The sequence below is a fragment of the Arcticibacter tournemirensis genome, from assembly GCF_006716645.1.
Lineage (GTDB): Bacteria > Bacteroidota > Bacteroidia > Sphingobacteriales > Sphingobacteriaceae > Arcticibacter > Arcticibacter tournemirensis.
This window is the reverse complement of sequence record NZ_VFPL01000001.1, coordinates 4645969-4662637: the sequence shown is the minus strand read 5'-3', so window position 1 is coordinate 4662637 and position 16669 is coordinate 4645969. Positions and strand designations below refer to the sequence as shown.

Genomic DNA, 16669 nt, shown 5'->3' with positions numbered 1-16669 from the left:
AAGATAAGACTTTTTCAAAATCAATGTACATGGTTCATCCGATCCTGTTGTAAAATCACTAATATTGCTCTCAAATGAAAAGGTATTTTTTGCAACAAGGTATATTGTTTTTTTGCGTCGCCATGATGTTAAGCGCGTGCTCATCGGTGCGTCGGACTGAAAAATGGTTCATGCATGGCAAGTGGTATAATGGCATGAAGCTCTATCCCCATGTGTCTGTTAATCGTCATGAGTTTGAAAGCCAGTATAATAAGAATAAAGCCTGGTGGGACAGCGCTTTTAAGTTTCTAAAGGAAACGGACTTTGATAAAATCGCTCCGGGAAAATACCCCCTTGATGGCAACAATGTATATGTTAACGTAACAGTGGGGCCGATGCGTGATTTTGAAAATACGAAATGGGAAGCCCATCGGCATACAATAGACCTGCAGTATACCTATAAAGGTACCGAGAAAATGGGAGTTGCCCCTGTATCTAAAGCACGCGTTATAGATCCTTATAATGAGAAAAAAGACGTGGCGATTTATGATGCCGAGGGGAAATTTTACCTTACGAGGCCTGATACATTCTTTCTTTTTTTTCCGGGGGATGCTCACCGTCCCAATATTAAGGTAGATGAAGACAATGCAGTAAAAAAGATCGTTGTGAAGATCAGGTATACGGATTGAGCCGTCTTTCGATCTGATCAAAAATCTCCATATATTCTTTTTCAAGCTTTTCCATATAGGGCAACAAAACGGCCGTCAGCTGAAGTTTTTGAGTGTCGGAAAAAGGACCAGTCCAGAGACGCATACAAATACGACCTATTGCGTATATAATGTGCCCGGAATCGTTGTATTGGTTAAGGTAAGCAGAACTGATAAACTCGTCAAGGAAAGTGAAGAACTGTGTTGTATCAGAAATACCGTTTAACTCCAGGAAGATTTTGGTCGACGGAACGTCTGCTTCGGAGAGATATTTATAAAACTGATTAGTGCCAACAACACGCTCTTTGAGAAGAAGACTGTCGAGCATCAGCTCAAGAGCAATATGTGCAACGAATGAAGGGCGAACTTCTGCATTTATTAAAAAAGGCCCTATAAGCGCCTTGATTTTTTGAGTGTGGAAATGAAAGAAGTCGGATGAATGGAAGTAGCGGTCAACTTCGAGATGTCGTTTCCAGCCCTCGAGAATACAATTTAACTTCTTGTCGGCTGTAAAGAGGTATTGGTGTTTTTCGGGTCGAATACACCAATCTTTTCTCGCGTTCTTAACCAGGTCGGGCAATACCATCCCTATAATCCGTTCGGGATTATCACTATACCGGTCAAAATAAAAATGCGACAAAAAATTCATCCTCCCCCTATCTGGTCAACCATGGTACAAGATAGCTAAATTACTTGAATTTACGGTTGTTCTCATCAAGGAGCCTAGTAGAAAAGGCGGATAGACTATAGCAGCCCGGTTAGTGCAGCATGTTGCAGCAGCAGGATCGTCTTCACATCCCTGATTTCTCCCGCTTCAAGCATCCTTCGCGCTTCAGAGAAAGAAACCTCGACGAGTTCGATATCTTCCCCTTCGTCTTTCTTTCCTCCTCCCTCATTTACGCGCATATCGGAAGAATAGATGCCTGTAAAGAAGTATACATATTCCATAAAAGACGCGGGAGAGGTGAAGCCTTCTGCTACCTGCCTGATTTCCGAAATCCGGTAGCCGGTTTCTTCTTCTACTTCACGTACGATGGCATGTTCAGGAAATTCTCCGTCATCTATTACACCTGCACAGGCTTCAATAATCATGTCAGGTTTTTTGTGACTAAGGTGAACGGGGAGGCGGAACTGGCGTGTTAATAATACCGTTTTTCTTTCCGGGTCGAACAAGAGGATTGCGGCTGCTGACGGCCGAAAGTATATTTCGCGCTGCTGCTTTTCTGTTTTGCCGTTTTGCGTCTTCTCAAATTCAAAAAAATCCAGCCTGTATTTTTTGTCAGAGAGTGTTTCCTGTTTTATTATTTTAATTTCTGCCATACTCCATGTAACATCCGTTTCATCATACTGGTTTTATTTTGTGAACGATTGCCTTTTAGGATCACGAGTTTTATAGTTTTTCTATCTTTGCACACCATTACATTTTTGATAAAAGATGAATTTTATAGAAGAACTACGCTGGAGAGGCATGCTGCAGGATATAATGCCCGGAACTGAAGAAGAACTGAATAAAGGGATGGCTTCGGGCTATATTGGTTTCGATCCTACAGCCGATTCGCTTCACGTAGGTCATCTTACCCAGATCATGACGCTGATACATTTTCAGCGGGCTGGTCATAAACCTTTTGCTCTTGTAGGTGGTGCTACAGGTATGGTAGGCGACCCGTCGGGAAAGTCGGCTGAGCGGAACCTGCTCTCTGAAGATATCTTGAAGCACAATGTTGCATGTATTGAAAACCAGTTGAAGAAATTTCTCGATTTTGACTGCGGAGCTAACAGTGCCGAAATGGTGAATAATTTCGATTGGTTTAAGAATTTCAATTTTCTTGATTTTATCCGCGATGTAGGGAAACATATCACGGTGAATTATATGATGGCGAAAGATTCTGTGAAGAAGCGTCTCGAAGGAGAAACGGGCATGTCGTTCACAGAGTTCAGTTACCAGTTAGTGCAGGGATATGATTTTTACTGGCTCTGGAAGAACAAAGGATGTATGGTACAAATGGGTGGCTCTGACCAATGGGGGAACATTGTTACCGGTACTGAACTAATCCGCCGCAAGGAGGGAGGAAGTGCTTTTGCAATAACCACTCAACTGATAAAGAAAGCTGACGGTACAAAGTTTGGAAAGACAGAAGGTGGCGCTGTATGGCTCGATGCCAAAAGGACATCCCCATACAAGTTCTATCAGTTCTGGTTAAATACCAGTGATAGTGATGCTAAAAACTGGATCCGTATTTTTTCCCTGAAGTCTAAAGAAGAAATTGATGCTATAGAGAAAGAACACGACGCTGCTCCTCACCAGCGTGCCCTCCAAAAGGCGCTGGCGCAGGAAATAACAATAAGGACACATTCAGAAGAGGCTTTGCAGAAAGCCCTGAATACCTCGGAGTTTTTATTCAGCACAGGCCCGGTCGACTTCCTTGAGCAACTGACAGACGAGGAGATACTGGAAGTTTTTGAAGGTGTCCAGCATTTTACGATATCGAAAGAGCAGCTTAGCAATGGTATTAACGTAACCGATCTTCTTGCCGAACATACTAAAGTTTTTCCTTCGAAAGGGGAGGCGCGCAAAATGATACAAGGCGGAGGCGTTTCTGTTAACAGGCAAAAAGTAAGTGATCCTGCAGAAATGATTAATGCAGACAAGCTTGTTAAGGGGAAGTTTACGATCGTTCAGAAAGGTAAAAAGAACTACTTTCTTTTGATTGCCGAATAGCGTTGTGAGTTGCAGGTTGTGAGTTGTGGGTTCCGTGTGGAGAGTTGCGGGTTTCCTGTTGCAGTTGCAGGCTCCGTCTTGCAGGCTCTGAGTTTTCATTATTAGAATGAAATCTTCAGGCAAAATCCGTTTATAAGGGTGGGTTATTTTATCCGTTATTTACGCGATGCAATTTCATAGCGGAAAGTGCAATTCAAACGTGGAGCGCACAAGCTTTCAACACAGAGTCTGCAACCTTCAACTCACAACCTTCAACACTATTGTGTCCCATTACCCCAAACAATTGCCGGTTATAGCAGAAAGTGCACTTCAATGCAGAACCCACAAGCCTTCAGCGCACAACCTGCAACTCACAACCTCCAACCTGCAACTTGCAACCCACAACACTATTGTACCAGCAAGTTACAGCCTCTGATATCACTGTTATCAAAACGTCCGGCTATTTCGAAGCTTCCATCCGGATGTACTTTTCCAAGGTCCTGGGTTGAAATAAATGAGCAGGAATACCGGTTGGCCAGGTCTATTATATTGATACCTCCCGTACGTCCGTATTCCAGGTAACTTAATGGGTCGTTTACGTCACGGCTCAGCACCTTCATCCAGGGCGGACATTGAAATATTCCATCTCCTTTGGAATAAGCCTGAGAGAGTAGTTCGGTCATTCCATATTCAGAATGAACAGAAGCGATGCCGAAGCCCCCGCAAAGCATTTCGTGGAGTTCAGACCGGATTATCTCTTTACGCCTTCCTTTCATTCCTCCAGTTTCCATCACAATTAAATCAGGGAAGTGGATCTCGTATTTCTCAATAAAGTCAAGAAGTGCGTATGTTACGCCTATTAAAATTACCTTCTGCTTTTCTGCCTGTAATTTTTGAAGTGTTGTATAAAGATCCCGATGATTATGCAGGAAATAACCGCTCAAAGCTTGCCCGCTTCGTTTAATGAGTTCGTCTACCATGTAGATAAGCGACGAGCCTTCCCTCTCGAGGTAGGAGGGTAGCAAGGCGAGAATAGTGTATTGGCTGATGTCGCCGTAGAAAAAATTAAAGCCGTTCAGGAAGCTATCCTCATATAAACTTATTTCTTTTACAAGATGCCTGCTTTGTATCATCCCCGTAGTTCCCGAGCTGCTGAAAATAATTTGTGGTTCATATTCGCCGCTCTTAACAGGGTGGGATTTAAAAAACTCTACTGGCAGGAAGGGAATCCTGCTCACTTCATTTACCTTATCCCGGTCAATTCCCAATGCTTCAACAAAGCGTGAATAGACCTGGTTTTTCGCTGCCTGGAATTGGAAGGTTTCAATAGCCAGCTGATTAAAATCAGATTCGGATTGAATTGAAAATAACGGTTTTGAAAAGTCACTCTTCACGCCGCAAAGATAGGAAGAATGCCCTCAATAATCAGAATCACCGAATGATCACCTGTTCTTAGGGAAAATAAACCTCCAGAAATAACCGGCGAACCCAGCTATTCCAGCAACTAATCCCCCTGCGACGGCGGTCAGCAAGATGACAATAATCCAGTTAAGCGACCAGTCAGGGAGCATAAGCATCTGTCCGACGCGATTTGCGAGGATGTTGTCATTCGGCAAAGTTTTAATCAACGCTATAATTAACCACAGGATAAAGACGGCGTTGAAGCCTGTTTTAAAGGCGTGAGAGGGGCTTTTGGCCATCCATGCAGCAAACAGGAAGGCTACAGGGCCGATGATCCACCAGGGCAGGAAGAATTGAAGTATCAGACAGGATAAAGAAATAAGACGGGTTAGCATAAGAAGGTTATTTTTTTTCGAGAGTGATGTGCTGGATGATGCGTTTTGTGTTTTGGTTGGCCGACTTAAGGAATAACAACTGGCTGAGCCTTCCATTAGTCCAGGTGTCAATCATATCATCGTAGTAGAAGCTACCCGGGTTGCCCGACTGGCCTCCCGGAAATACTCCGAACCCTTTTGTTTCTTTACCCAGCTCGACCACCATTCGCCACGACGGGCCGTGGCTCTCTGACAGTGCGTTTACCGATGTCTTAGAACCTCCGTTCAATAAAATGGATGAGCCAAATCCTGCTATTTTAGCGAGGTGAGGTACATGGCTTTGTTTAACGTTTGCCCATTGCCACTCCTTGCTAATTGGTCCGAATCTTCGTTCGAGGCTGTCGACGGTGAACTTAAATGCCGCTTCAACGATATCGCTCCTGTTTCCTTTTTCCGGTGTTCTTATATCATCAAACCACCGGGAATTTTCCTCTTCAAGGAGTAAGTGCACAGTACGGTCTCTGGAAGGGAAGCGCATAGGAGCATCGGACTCCGTAAAATCATCAGACCATATTCTATTGTATATATCTTTTTGCCAGATTTCAAATATGGAAGCGCCAATCTCTTTACTGTTAAAGTATTTGTTCCACTTCTTCACAATATTATAAGCTCTCCTTTCGCTCGCATTTAGCCGGTTAATATCAATCAACTTGATCATTAAGGGTAATACATTTTCAGCGTGTACACTATAATTATCATTCTGAAGGTTTCTCATGCTGTCAACAGTAGCACGTTGCATCACGGCGAGACGCGTATTAATCCGGTGAGCGCGTTCATATCCCGAAAACTCCCAGTTTATATAATAGGGATAAGATTTATCTGTAGACGGCTGATTGGCAGAACTCACAAAGCCCTGAGGAGGATTTCTTACTATCGGATTCTGAGTAGCAGGAATCCGGCCATGCCAGTCGTTCTCTATTTTTGTGCCGTCCAGGAGATACTTACCCTGCGCATGCCATTTTAATGGGATATAACCATTAGGACTGATCGCAATGTCGTTATCAATGCTTGCAAAGACGAAATTCTGTGCCGGAGCAGTGTAGTATGCCAAGGCTTTACGATAGTCGGCGTAATTATTTGCGCGGTTTAAATAATAGAAGGTTGCAACATCCACTGAAGGGTCATGTGCTATCCACCGGAGGGCATAACCTTGAGGGATATTCCGGGCCTTTGTAAAGTTTTTCGGTTTATTTAAATATACCACCGGTCCGTGATGGGTATAGTAAACGGTGTCGCGGATAGTGTTATTGTTCCTGATTCTTATCTCTTCAATCCGGATGTCCGTTTTATTCCATTGATTGTTATACCAATATTCTTTGCAGCTGCTGTCTTTGAACTTTATACTGTAAAAGTCGAGGACGTCTGCATTCACATTGGTAACTCCCCATGCTACTTTCTGATTAAATCCGATGATGACGCCGGGCGCACCAGGAATAGAAACCCCGCAGGCGTTTATGCCAGGGGCTGCCATCTGAATCTGATACCATATAGAAGGAAGACTAAGTTCAAGATGCGGGTCGTTTGCGAGCAATGGATATCCGTTAACCGTTTTAGTTCCAGACACAGCCCAGTTGTTGCTTCCTATTCCTTCTTCTTTCTTATTAGTGAAGACGGAAGGGTTAACTGCCTGGTATTCTGTTGCAGGGACTGCCGGAACAGGGACCGGTTTGAAATTCCATTTGGTACCTTCTGGAATAATAGGATCGTTTTTAAACGGAAAGTCGGGGAATAAATTCTCTATCGTGTCTTTGCCGAATTTACGGAGAGCATTGCTCATATAGAACTCATCGGAGCCTCCGGCGAGTGTAGCCGACATTAGCTTGAGAAGCAACGCAGTATTCAAGGGAGACCATTTTTCTGGCTTATAATCGAGTATTTTAAATTCAATGGGATAGTCCTGGGGGCGTAATGATTGGATATATGCATTTACTCCGTCAGCGTAGGCCTCGGTCATTCGTTTGATGATGGGATATTTTTCAAGCTCTTTCACCATGTTCTCTGCCCCATATACCATACCCATACGACGCTGATAACGGTCGAGTTCTATCGCTTTCTCCCCTATAACCTCGGACAGGCGGCCACTTGCATAACGTGTTTGGAAATCCATTTGCCATAGACGATGCCTGGCCGTGATGTATCCCTGCGCAAAGTAGAGATCGTAATCATTCTCAGCAAACACATGGGGGATCATATGGTCGTCAAGAGCTACCTGGACCTTGCCTTTGAGTCCTTTTAATTGGATGACGTCGTCTACGTGGTTTTTGCTCTCAGCGTTATGCCAGAATCCATGGAAGGGGTCGAGAAATTTACCGGCAGGAGGTATACTTCCCATTTTTGTGTTAAACAAAGCTATAATGCCAATTGCCGGCACGAGCGCTAAAATAGCTTTCAAAACTTTCATATACGTAAATATAAATGCTTTATTCTGATTCATTGCTATCGCCTCCTGAATCTCCGGGAAATTGCTTTTAAAAGGTCAGAGAGAGCACAGTAGAGTGGTTCTACTGCTCAATGTTGGTATACCGACCGAATCTCCTGAAAAGCCGAAGACCTGATGCTGAATGGTTAAACCTGGGGAAAACATAGGTATAAGTCCGGAAAGAAGCCTGACAAGTTCCATATCAAAGCCTGATCTGACGAGAGTCTGACCTGATCAGGGATTGGTACGGCACTGGTACGATACTGGTAAGCGAATGGAGCTAAAAAGGTGCAAATTTATAAAAGCGGTTTCCCTGTCCTGATTCTTACAAGGCCTTCACAATTTCCTGGATTTGTTTATATTTGAAGCCCAGAAGCAGGATACAATTGTTTGCCATTTCTGAATTACCCGACCGATAAAAACTGAACGATCTTCCGGATTTAGAAAAAAATGAAGCAGACAATAAATGAGAATAAAATCTATAGAGTTCAGAATCAGAAAGATTATATGCTATAAATGACTTATCAGATCTTTGATTTATATGTTAGTTACATAACATATAATCTAAAAATAGTTAGGTTTGTTCTTTCTTTTACTTTGGTACTTTATTGAGAGAACCCCCGGCAGGAAGCGGTAATGAAGTTTAATAGTTTCCTGTTCACTAAAACTTCAGCAACATAAAGGTGTTAAAGAATTCAGGTAAACATATATGAAGTCCAGGAAAAAAAGTTCAGATACTTCTTTACAAAACAATGTCAGATCATATTCCCGTTTAACTGACTATGATATTCATCTGTTTAAAGCAGGTAAACATTATAAGCTGTATGAAAAACTTGGGTCGCATGTTGTAGAACCAGACGGCGACAGAACCGGAACATATTTTGCAGTTTGGGCCCCAAACGCCCGGCAAGTTTCTGTTATCGGGAATTTTAATGGCTGGAACAGGGACGCTCATTATCTGAATCCGCGTTGGGATAGCTCGGGTATATGGGAAGGATTCATCCCCGACATAGGTGTTGGTGAGGTTTATAAATATTTTATCCGCTCCAGTTCTGGTGAAGAACTGGAGAAGTCAGATCCTTATGCGCTTAGGTGGGAGTTGCCACCTCATACTGCATCGATTGTCTGGGACACCTGGTATGAATGGACAGACGAGGAATGGATGCAAAGCCGATTTGAAAGAAACGGGCTGAAGAAACCCTGGTCAGTTTATGAAGTTCATTTAGGCTCCTGGATGCGCAGTCCTGATTCTCCTGAAGAGTTTCTTGGTTATCGGCTCGTTGCCGATAAGCTCGTGCCTTACATAAAGGAAATGGGGTTCACGCACATTGAATTTATGCCTCTTATGGAGCATCCGTATTATCCCTCATGGGGATACCAGGTAACAGGCTACTTTGCTGCCTCATCACGGTATGGAACTCCCCAGGACCTAATGTATCTCATTGAACAACTCCATAATAATAACATTGGGATAATTCTCGACTGGGTACCCTCTCACTTTCCGGGAGATATGCATGGGCTGTTCCGTTTTGACGGTTCTCATCTTTATGAGCACTCCAATGAAAAAGAAGGTTTTCATCCCGACTGGAAATCTTATATTTTTAATTATGGAAGAAATGAGGTGAGGTCTTTTCTTATAAGTAACGCCTTGTTCTGGATCGATCGTTATCATGTTGATGGATTAAGAGTTGATGCCGTTGCTTCCATGCTATACAGGGATTATTCGCGAAAGGAAGGGGAGTGGATCCCAAATGAATTTGGAGGACGTGAAAACCTTGAGGCAATTAGCTTTTTAAAGGAGCTGAATGTTGCGGTATACGGACAATTCCCCGATGTGCAAACTATTGCAGAAGAGTCCACAGCTTTTCCCAGGGTAAGCAAACCGGTATTTACCGGAGGCCTTGGCTTCGGCATGAAATGGATGATGGGTTGGATGAATGATACGCTGAAGTACTTTAGCCAGGACCCTATTCACCGGCGGTATTTTCATGGCGACATCACTTTCAGCACTGTTTATGCCTTTACAGAGAACTTCATGCTTCCTTTATCGCATGATGAGGTAGTGCATGGTAAGAAATCACTGATATACAAGATGCCTGGCGACGAATGGCAGAAATTTGCTAATTTAAGGCTGCTTTATACGTACATGTTTACGCATCCCGGCACTAAACTCATATTTATGGGTGGCGAATTTGGTCAGACCAACGAGTGGAATTTTGAGCAATCGCTGGACTGGCATCTGTTACAGTTCAAACCACATCAGGGAATAAAAGAAGTTGTGAAGGAATTAAATTCGTTATATCGCTCAGAAGGGGCATTATATGAAAAGAATTTTGAGTGGGAAGGATTCAGATGGATAGAATCTGGTGATGCAGAAAATTCGGTACTCGTGTACAGTCGCAAAGGTGAAATAGCAGAGGAGAAGCTGGTTATAGTGCTTAACCTGACGCCTGTACCGCGTTATAACTATCGCGTTGGCTTGCCTTATCATGGCGACTGGCAGGTAATCTTTAATTCGGACGAAGAGAAGTATTACGGCAGCGGATTCGACCTGAATTACGCAATAACTACGCAACAGGTTCCCTGGCAGGGGAGAGAGCAATCTGCAGTATTGCATTTACCTCCATTATCGGGCCTTATATTGAAAAGGTTTAACAGAAACGCCAAGTTCTGGTAGAGAAGCCGCTTTCTTTTGACGTTGTGATTGAGCAGGCTTGAACATACACTTACATAAATAAAAAGAGAGGCCGGAACCATAAGATTCCGGCCTCTCTTTTTATTTATGATGGAATATTATAGTGTTCCGATCAATTGAACAAGGTCGATTAACTTGTTAGAGTATCCCCATTCGTTATCGTACCATGATACAACTTTTACAAAGTTATCGTTCAGTGCGATACCAGCTTTAGCATCAAAAATAGAAGTACGTGCATCAGTTAAGAAATCCTGAGATACTACGTCATCTTCAGTATATCCTAAAATGCCTTTTAATTCGCCTTCAGAAGCTTCTTTCATTGCTGCTTTAACATCTGCATAAGAAGCTGCTTTTTCAAGACGTACAGTTAAATCTACAACTGATACATCAGGAACAGGTACGCGGAAAGACATCCCTGTAAGTTTGCCTTTAAGGGCTGGAATTACCAGAGCCACAGCTTTAGCAGCACCAGTTGATGAAGGGATGATGTTCTGATAAGCACCACGTCCGCCTCTCCAGTCTTTCGCTGAAGGACCGTCAACTGTTTTCTGAGTTGCAGTTACAGCGTGAATAGTACTCATTAAGCCTTCGATAATACCAAACTTATCGTTTAATACCTTAGCGATAGGAGCAAGGCAGTTTGTTGTACAAGAAGCGTTTGAAACGATAGCCTGGTCAGCTTTCAGTTCTTTGTGATTTACGCCCATTACAAAAGTAGGGGTATCGTCCTTTGCTGGAGCAGACATAACTACTTTCTTAGCACCAGCCTGGATGTGTTTTCCTGCTGATTCCTGGGTTAAGAATAAACCAGTTGATTCAATAATAACTTCAGCACCTACTTCATTCCATTTAAGGTTTGCAGGATCTTTTTCTGCAGTAACGCGGATAGTTTTGCCGTTTACAATCAGGTTGCCATCTTTTGCTTCAACAGTTCCATTGAATCGACCATGAGTCGAGTCGTATTTAAGCATGTAAGCCATATATTCTGGCTCAACAAGATCATTAATTCCTACAATTTCAATATCGCTGCGGTCAACAGCAGCTCTGAATGCCAGGCGACCAATGCGGCCGAATCCGTTAATTCCTACTTTCATGTTTGTTAATTTTTATTGGTGTAATAATTCAATATATTATAAATAGGTCTTTTAATAATAGACGATATCGTAAGATTGTTTTCAATCGCCGTTTCATTTAGTGCTTGTTGAAAGCCCGCAGCAACCGGTCCTGTAAAATGCAGAGGCAGTCCGGGATATTTCTCAGCCAGAGGCATAATATAGTTTGCGAAGTAAAGCTTGAATCCCGTTTTAACAAGATTCCTGACATAATGCTGATCTAAGTTCTCTATTAGAAAGTCGGTATACGAACTTAAAAATAATACAGGACTTGTTTGTTTGTAAATCTTGTCGAGAATAAGCTTTCTGTCGGGATTATATTTTTGAACAAACCGATCTTCGAATTCTTTAGGCAATACTCCAGTAAAGTAATCTCTGAGAAGTGAGCGTCCGAGCCAGTTTGAAGAGCCTTCATCAGCAAGGATATAACCCATCCCGAAATTGTTCTGTTTTATCTTTTTGCCGTTAAAATAAGCAGCGTTTGCACCACTCCCTAATATTCCCACTATTCCGGGCGAATCGCCGCAGGTAGCCAGAGCGGCTGCCTTTAAGTCGTGTGCAATATATATTTTACTGTTTCTGAAGAAACCACTGAAGGCGTTTGCTACTACCTGTTGCCGTTCCTTAGAAGAAGCCCCTGCTCCGAAAAAATAAATGCGCTTTATTTCTTCGGCATGGTTGATCAGCTGATTGTTTTTATTAAGAATACTGGTTATCGTCCGTTCGTCATTAAAAAAAGGATTTATTCCTGCTGTTTTAAGATCACAAACAATCCTTCCCTTATCTGAAAGTTTCCAGTCTGCATTTCGTGATCCGCTATAAACAACAGCAATCATATTAATAACTAAATAGACAATATCGTAGCCATTTCTAATAAGTCTTCTTCCAGCTTGAAGGAGTGATTATGAATTGCTTCTTCAAGGTCGGTTAGCTGGATCATGTTACCTTTTAAGCCAACCATTTTCCTTGTTTCACCGGCAATTAAAGCTTTTACTGCAGCATAACCCATACGGCTACCCAGCACCCGGTCAAAGCTGCTTGGTGTACCGCCGCGTTGAAGGTGTCCGAGGATAGTTACTTTAATATCGTAAAAATCAAACTTCTCCTTCACTCGTTTAGCCACATTATAAGCGCCGCCGTTTTTATCACCCTCTGCAATAATAACAATGCAGGAACTCTTTTTACTCAATGCTCCTTCTTCGAGTTTAACGATAAGGTCGTCAATAGCCGTTTCTTTTTCAGGAAGAAGAATAGCTTCTGCTCCTCCGGCAACACCGGCATGCAGAGCGATACATCCTGAATCGCGGCCCATAACTTCAACAAAGAAAAGCCTGTCGTGTGACGCTGCTGTATCCCTGATTTTGTCGATAGCCTCAATTACTGTATTGGTAGCAGTGTCGTAGCCAAGAGTGAAGTCCGAACCATAAAGGTCGTTATCAATCGTTCCCGGAACACAAATTACAGGAATACCGAACTCTCTCGAAAGAAACTCAGCCCCTGTGAACGTTCCATCACCACCGATTGGTACAAGAGCATCAATCCCTTCTTCAACGAGATTTTTATATGCCTTCTCGCGGCCTTCAGGAGTTCTGAATTCTGCGCATCTGGCTGTTTTAAGTACTGTTCCTCCTAATTGAATAATATTCCTTACCGAGCGGGCGTCCATGTTAATGAACTTCTTATCAATCATCCCCTGGTAGCCCTGATGTATACCAACTACTTGTTTTCCAAGATAAATGCCGGTACGTACAACTGCACGAACACAAGCATTCATGCCTGGTGCGTCTCCCCCTGAAGTAAAAACACCGATCTTTTTTATACTGGCCATTATTGATTTTTTTTAATTATTGGCGAATATAAGGTGTATGTGTTACACTAAGCGAAAGTTTTGATTATTTTTTCCATTTTTGTGACAACAATCATAATAGAAATTGTTTTGGAACCAGAACTGCCTAAATTTGAATCGGTCTTCTCGATAGACTGTGTAATCTTCGGTTTCGAGGATGGCGTGCTTAAAATTCTTTTAATCGAGCGGAACGATCCGCCTTTTAAAGATTGGTGGGCTTTGCCCGGATATTTCGTTGACCGCGACGAAAGTATTGAAGAAGCGGCAAAGCGGATACTTTACACCTTCACCGGTTTAAGAGATATATTCCTGGAGCAGTTTTATACCTTCGGCGATGTAGACAGGCATCCGCAAGGACGGCTCATAACGGTAGCCTACTATGCAATGATACAACTTAACGGAAAGAAGGATTTAAAGCCCACTTCTCCATTCGTAAAAAAAGCATTCTGGCATCCGGTATCCGATTTACCTAAGCTTGCTTTTGATCATACCCAGATTTTTGAGAAAAGCCTTCAGAAAATTAAAAGGAAGATCACCTACCGGCCGATAGCGTTCGAGCTTCTGCCCGAAAAGTTTACCCTTACCCAGCTTCAAAACTTATACGAAGCAATTCTCAACAAAAAGCTGGACAAAAGGAATTTTCGTAAGAAGATGCTTAACTATGGGATCTTAAAAGAGCTTGATGAAAAGCAGCAGGGTGTTTCGTATCGTGCTGCTACCTATTATAAATTCGACAGGCGTAAGTATAATAAATTATTTCAGAAGGAACTTTCCTTTATTAAGGAGTAACGTAAAAATAGCTGTTAGCCAGGCGTTAAGCCTATCGCTAACAGCTAAAGATCGATGTCTATTTACCGGGGTGTTCAATATGGAACTTCACCAGATTGTCTATAGGCGAACGAATAATCGTACCCATTTTCATTCCATATTCAGTTGCAACTTCTTCCAGTACATTTCTGAAGTTGTAAGCTACAGAACCGATACAGTTAAATTCATAATCCTGATAGCTTGGGTAGTGGCTTACCAGATTCTTGAAAAAGTCGTTAAATGACGTTTTAACAAGGTTGTGGGTATATTCAATATTATCAGTGTTGTCGTATACAAACTTGCTGAAGCTTGCACAGAAACGGTTTGCCAGTGGCTTAGAGTAAACGTTCTCCTGGATATCGTCCGGTGTTAACTTATACGTATTCCAGAATGTTTCACGAACGGCCTTGGGCATATATCCGCGCAGATAGTCGGTTAAAAGTTTTTTACCGATATAGCAGCCACTTCCTTCGTCACCCAGTATGTACGCAGCTGAGTCTATCTGATATTCTATTCCTTCTCCATCGTAAATACAGGTGTTCGTGCCTGTTCCAAGAATCGCAGCAAAGCCGGATTTGGATCCTAACAAAGCACGCGCGGCAGCTAAGAGATCATGTCCTACAAAAATGGAGCTGCTGGTAAAGACTGTTCTGAGGGCTTCCTCGAGCACAGCAACTTTCTCATCGTTATGTACTCCGGCACCATAAAAATTTACCTCTTTTATATTTGCAACATCTAAGTCGTTGGGTAAATTCTTCTTAAGGGAATCAATAACATATTCTTTTGAAACAAAGTACGGATTATACCCTTCTGTATTAAAATAAATTTTTTGGTTGTCCTTATTAAGGAGACACCAGTTCGTCTTTGTAGAACCTCCGTCGGCTATGATAATCATGGTTATTACTGAATAAAATTAAAGTACCTCAAATAAAAGGCTAAAAGTAAATAATTCTTTAAGATTGTATAAAAAACTTTGTTTTTTTAAATTCTTTATTGTTCCGATATTTAAAATAAGATCTGGTTAATATGATAGTAGACCTTAGAAGTGATACAGTTACAAAGCCTACCGCAGGGATGCTGGAGGCGATGTTTTCAGCAAAAGTTGGTGATGATGTTTTCGGCGAAGACGAAACCGTTATCAAGCTTGAAGAAAGGCTCGCGGAAATCTTTGGGATGGAAGCCGGTTTGTTCTGTCCATCGGGTACAATGACAAATCAGATTGCAATAAAGTGTTTTACACAACCGATGGACGAAGTTATATGCGACGAGCTATCACATGTATATCGCTACGAAGGGGGCGGAATTGCATTTAATTCCGGTGCTTCCGTGAGGCTTCTTCATGGCAACAGGGGCAGGTTATCGTCTGAGATGATCGAGCCCCATATTAATCCTGCCGATATTCATTACCCTCATACCTCCTTGATCGTACTCGAAAATACTGTAAACAGAGGGGGAGGAAGCTGCTATACAATAGACGATATTGAACCGATCTATCATCTGTGCAGGCTCAAGAAGCTTCGTCTGCACCTTGATGGAGCAAGAATCTTTAATGCTTTAGTCGAAACCGGCGATGCGCCAAAGGATTACGGGCGTTTATTCGACAGCATGTCTGTTTGCCTTTCAAAAGGACTTGGTGCGCCGGCAGGTTCTGTCCTTTTGGGAAGCCTTGAAACCATACAGAAGGCGAAGCGCATCCGTAAAGTGCTCGGAGGAGGGATGCGACAGGTTGGCTATCTTGCAGCGGCTGGAATTTATGCCCTTGATAATCACATTGAACGCCTCAGGCTGGATCACTACCACGCTAAGGTGATCAGCGATGTTCTAACGGGGCTGCCGTTTGTTGCCAGCGTTTTAACCGTAGAAACAAATATTGTAATATTTAAGCTCACCGACGATATAGAAGCCGATTCTTTCACAGAACGAATGGCTGCAAAAGGTATACTCTGTAGCAAATTCGGCCACCAGTCCATACGCTTTGTAACCCATCTCGATGTTAACGAAACGATGATACATCATACAGCAGATGTACTAAAGAACCTGGCCCGCACTCTCTGAGTTGAAAGTTAAAAGTAGTAAGTTATAACTTACTACTTAGAATCAAGTGATTTTGCAACGGCAGATGCAATAATGCCACCTGCAAGATAAAGAGAGGTGGTAATAACTTTAGTTTTAGCGGTTTTGTTGCTGTATACAGGATTCAAACCCAGATATTTTGGTAATACGACGGCTCCTATACCTGCTGCAAGGCCAAGCAACGATCCGCGTGTCCATATTTTTTTGTTTGATGCAACCGCGAAACTATAATAAGCCGCATTGCTGATTATATCACCTGCAAGCGTTGCCTTAAACAAGGTGTCGCTTTCGGGCACTGGCTGGTCGGAATGTTTAAGGATCTTCGACAACGCGTCCATCCCCAGAAGGTCCATTCTGGGCGCGTCAGACTCTACTCTTTTAACGATTTCATGAATCAGGGTGACTGCAATGGCTCCAGCAAGGCCACCTCCAATAGCTGATAATAATTTCATAAGTAGAATAAAAAGAAATATCTACTTAAATTGTTTGCATTACTGT

At 42.6% G+C, this 16669-nt stretch carries 15 protein-coding genes; 5 read left to right on the top strand and 10 right to left on the bottom strand.

The features are described 5' to 3' along the window. The first annotated feature begins 74 nt into the window (after positions 1 to 74). Positions 75 to 668, top strand: a complete 594-nt coding sequence (locus BDE36_RS19400; RefSeq protein ID WP_141816182.1) for a NanQ anomerase/TabA/YiaL family protein — start codon at positions 75 to 77, stop codon at positions 666 to 668. Here the strand turns inward: BDE36_RS19400 and BDE36_RS19395 are convergent. Next, complete coding sequence (locus tag BDE36_RS19395; protein ID WP_141816181.1) at positions 652 to 1335, bottom strand: hypothetical protein; 684 nt, start codon at positions 1333 to 1335, stop codon at positions 652 to 654. The genes BDE36_RS19400 and BDE36_RS19395 overlap by 17 nt on opposite strands. A 95-nt stretch (positions 1336 to 1430) precedes the next feature. After that, positions 1431 to 2006 carry an NUDIX domain-containing protein gene (locus BDE36_RS19390; RefSeq protein ID WP_128768441.1) on the bottom strand — a complete coding sequence of 192 codons (576 nt, stop codon included), beginning with the start codon at positions 2004 to 2006 and terminating at the stop codon, positions 1431 to 1433. A 115-nt stretch (positions 2007 to 2121) separates the two neighbouring features. Here BDE36_RS19390 and tyrS point away from each other — a divergent pair, with 115 nt between their 5' ends. Further along, positions 2122 to 3405, top strand: coding sequence for a tyrosine--tRNA ligase (tyrS, locus tag BDE36_RS19385; protein ID WP_128768440.1), 1284 nt, complete (start codon positions 2122 to 2124; stop codon positions 3403 to 3405). A gap of 386 nt (positions 3406 to 3791) precedes the next feature. On the opposite strand, the gene BDE36_RS19380 is transcribed toward tyrS, so the two are convergent. From BDE36_RS19380 to BDE36_RS19370, 3 genes are read right to left on the bottom strand one after another with little or no spacing between them, the layout of a single operon-like run. After that, entirely contained in the window at positions 3792 to 4778 is a 987-nt protein-coding gene (locus BDE36_RS19380) for an acyl transferase (protein WP_141816180.1), read from the bottom strand. Between the two features lie 48 nt (positions 4779 to 4826). Next, the gene (locus tag BDE36_RS19375) at positions 4827 to 5180 is read right to left on the bottom strand and encodes a hypothetical protein (protein ID WP_141816179.1); all 354 of its coding nucleotides are present in this window, start codon (positions 5178 to 5180) and stop codon (positions 4827 to 4829) included. Positions 5181 to 5187: 7 nt separating this feature from the next. Continuing rightward, positions 5188 to 7620 (bottom strand): penicillin acylase family protein, encoded by a 2433-nt coding sequence (locus BDE36_RS19370; RefSeq protein ID WP_141816178.1) that lies wholly within the window; start codon positions 7618 to 7620, stop codon positions 5188 to 5190. Positions 7621 to 8347: 727 nt separating this feature from the next. On the opposite strand from BDE36_RS19370, the gene glgB reads away from it, so the two are divergent. After that, on the top strand, positions 8348 to 10315 hold the full coding sequence (gene glgB, locus BDE36_RS19365; RefSeq protein WP_141816177.1) for a 1,4-alpha-glucan branching protein GlgB: 1968 nt from the start codon (positions 8348 to 8350) through the stop codon (positions 10313 to 10315). 116 nt (positions 10316 to 10431) lie between these two features. On the opposite strand, the gene gap is transcribed toward glgB, so the two are convergent. Genes gap through pfkA form a run of 3 tightly spaced genes read right to left on the bottom strand, consistent with a single transcriptional unit; the run spans position 10432 to position 13273 of the window. Next, positions 10432 to 11427, bottom strand: coding sequence for a type I glyceraldehyde-3-phosphate dehydrogenase (gene gap, locus BDE36_RS19360; protein WP_128768435.1), 996 nt, complete (start codon positions 11425 to 11427; stop codon positions 10432 to 10434). A 5-nt stretch (positions 11428 to 11432) separates the two neighbouring features. Continuing rightward, positions 11433 to 12281: a hypothetical protein gene (locus BDE36_RS19355; protein WP_128768434.1), complete on the bottom strand. Its 849-nt coding sequence runs from the start codon at positions 12279 to 12281 to the stop codon at positions 11433 to 11435. Between the two features lie 8 nt (positions 12282 to 12289). Then, positions 12290 to 13273, bottom strand: a complete 984-nt coding sequence (gene pfkA / locus BDE36_RS19350; RefSeq protein ID WP_128768433.1) for a 6-phosphofructokinase — start codon at positions 13271 to 13273, stop codon at positions 12290 to 12292. A gap of 108 nt (positions 13274 to 13381) precedes the next feature. Here pfkA and BDE36_RS19345 point away from each other — a divergent pair, with 108 nt between their 5' ends. Continuing rightward, complete coding sequence (locus tag BDE36_RS19345) at positions 13382 to 14080, top strand: NUDIX hydrolase (protein ID WP_128768432.1); 699 nt, start codon at positions 13382 to 13384, stop codon at positions 14078 to 14080. 58 nt (positions 14081 to 14138) lie between these two features. Here the strand turns inward: BDE36_RS19345 and BDE36_RS19340 are convergent, their stop codons facing one another. Continuing rightward, positions 14139 to 14993, bottom strand: coding sequence for an N-acetylglucosamine kinase (locus tag BDE36_RS19340; RefSeq protein WP_128768431.1), 855 nt, complete (start codon positions 14991 to 14993; stop codon positions 14139 to 14141). A gap of 131 nt (positions 14994 to 15124) precedes the next feature. On the opposite strand from BDE36_RS19340, the gene BDE36_RS19335 reads away from it, so the two are divergent. After that, the gene (locus BDE36_RS19335; protein ID WP_128768430.1) at positions 15125 to 16153 is read left to right on the top strand and encodes a threonine aldolase family protein; all 1029 of its coding nucleotides are present in this window, start codon (positions 15125 to 15127) and stop codon (positions 16151 to 16153) included. A gap of 32 nt (positions 16154 to 16185) precedes the next feature. On the opposite strand, the gene BDE36_RS19330 is transcribed toward BDE36_RS19335, so the two are convergent. Further along, positions 16186 to 16623, bottom strand: a complete 438-nt coding sequence (locus tag BDE36_RS19330) for a hypothetical protein (protein WP_128768429.1) — start codon at positions 16621 to 16623, stop codon at positions 16186 to 16188. Positions 16624 to 16669 lie beyond the last annotated feature (46 nt).

Bases quoted from the DNA above. Each gene is read 5' to 3' on its own strand.
- gap (WP_128768435.1), bottom strand. From the start codon at position 11,427: ATGAAAGTAGGAATTAACGGATTCGGCCGCATTGGTCGCCTGGCATTC.
- pfkA (WP_128768433.1), bottom strand. From the start codon at position 13,273: ATGGCCAGTATAAAAAAGATCGGTGTTTTTACTTCAGGGGGAGACGCA.
- BDE36_RS19390 (WP_128768441.1), bottom strand. From the start codon at position 2,006: ATGGCAGAAATTAAAATAATAAAACAGGAAACACTCTCTGACAAAAAA.
- BDE36_RS19335 (WP_128768430.1), top strand. From the start codon at position 15,125: ATGATAGTAGACCTTAGAAGTGATACAGTTACAAAGCCTACCGCAGGG.
- BDE36_RS19395 (WP_141816181.1), bottom strand. From the start codon at position 1,335: ATGAATTTTTTGTCGCATTTTTATTTTGACCGGTATAGTGATAATCCC.
- BDE36_RS19400 (WP_141816182.1), top strand. From the start codon at position 75: ATGAAAAGGTATTTTTTGCAACAAGGTATATTGTTTTTTTGCGTCGCC.
- BDE36_RS19330 (WP_128768429.1), bottom strand. From the start codon at position 16,623: ATGAAATTATTATCAGCTATTGGAGGTGGCCTTGCTGGAGCCATTGCA.
- BDE36_RS19370 (WP_141816178.1), bottom strand. From the start codon at position 7,620: ATGAAAGTTTTGAAAGCTATTTTAGCGCTCGTGCCGGCAATTGGCATT.
- BDE36_RS19340 (WP_128768431.1), bottom strand. From the start codon at position 14,993: ATGATTATCATAGCCGACGGAGGTTCTACAAAGACGAACTGGTGTCTC.
- tyrS (WP_128768440.1), top strand. From the start codon at position 2,122: ATGAATTTTATAGAAGAACTACGCTGGAGAGGCATGCTGCAGGATATA.
- BDE36_RS19355 (WP_128768434.1), bottom strand. From the start codon at position 12,281: ATGATTGCTGTTGTTTATAGCGGATCACGAAATGCAGACTGGAAACTT.
- glgB (WP_141816177.1), top strand. From the start codon at position 8,348: ATGAAGTCCAGGAAAAAAAGTTCAGATACTTCTTTACAAAACAATGTC.
- BDE36_RS19375 (WP_141816179.1), bottom strand. From the start codon at position 5,180: ATGCTAACCCGTCTTATTTCTTTATCCTGTCTGATACTTCAATTCTTC.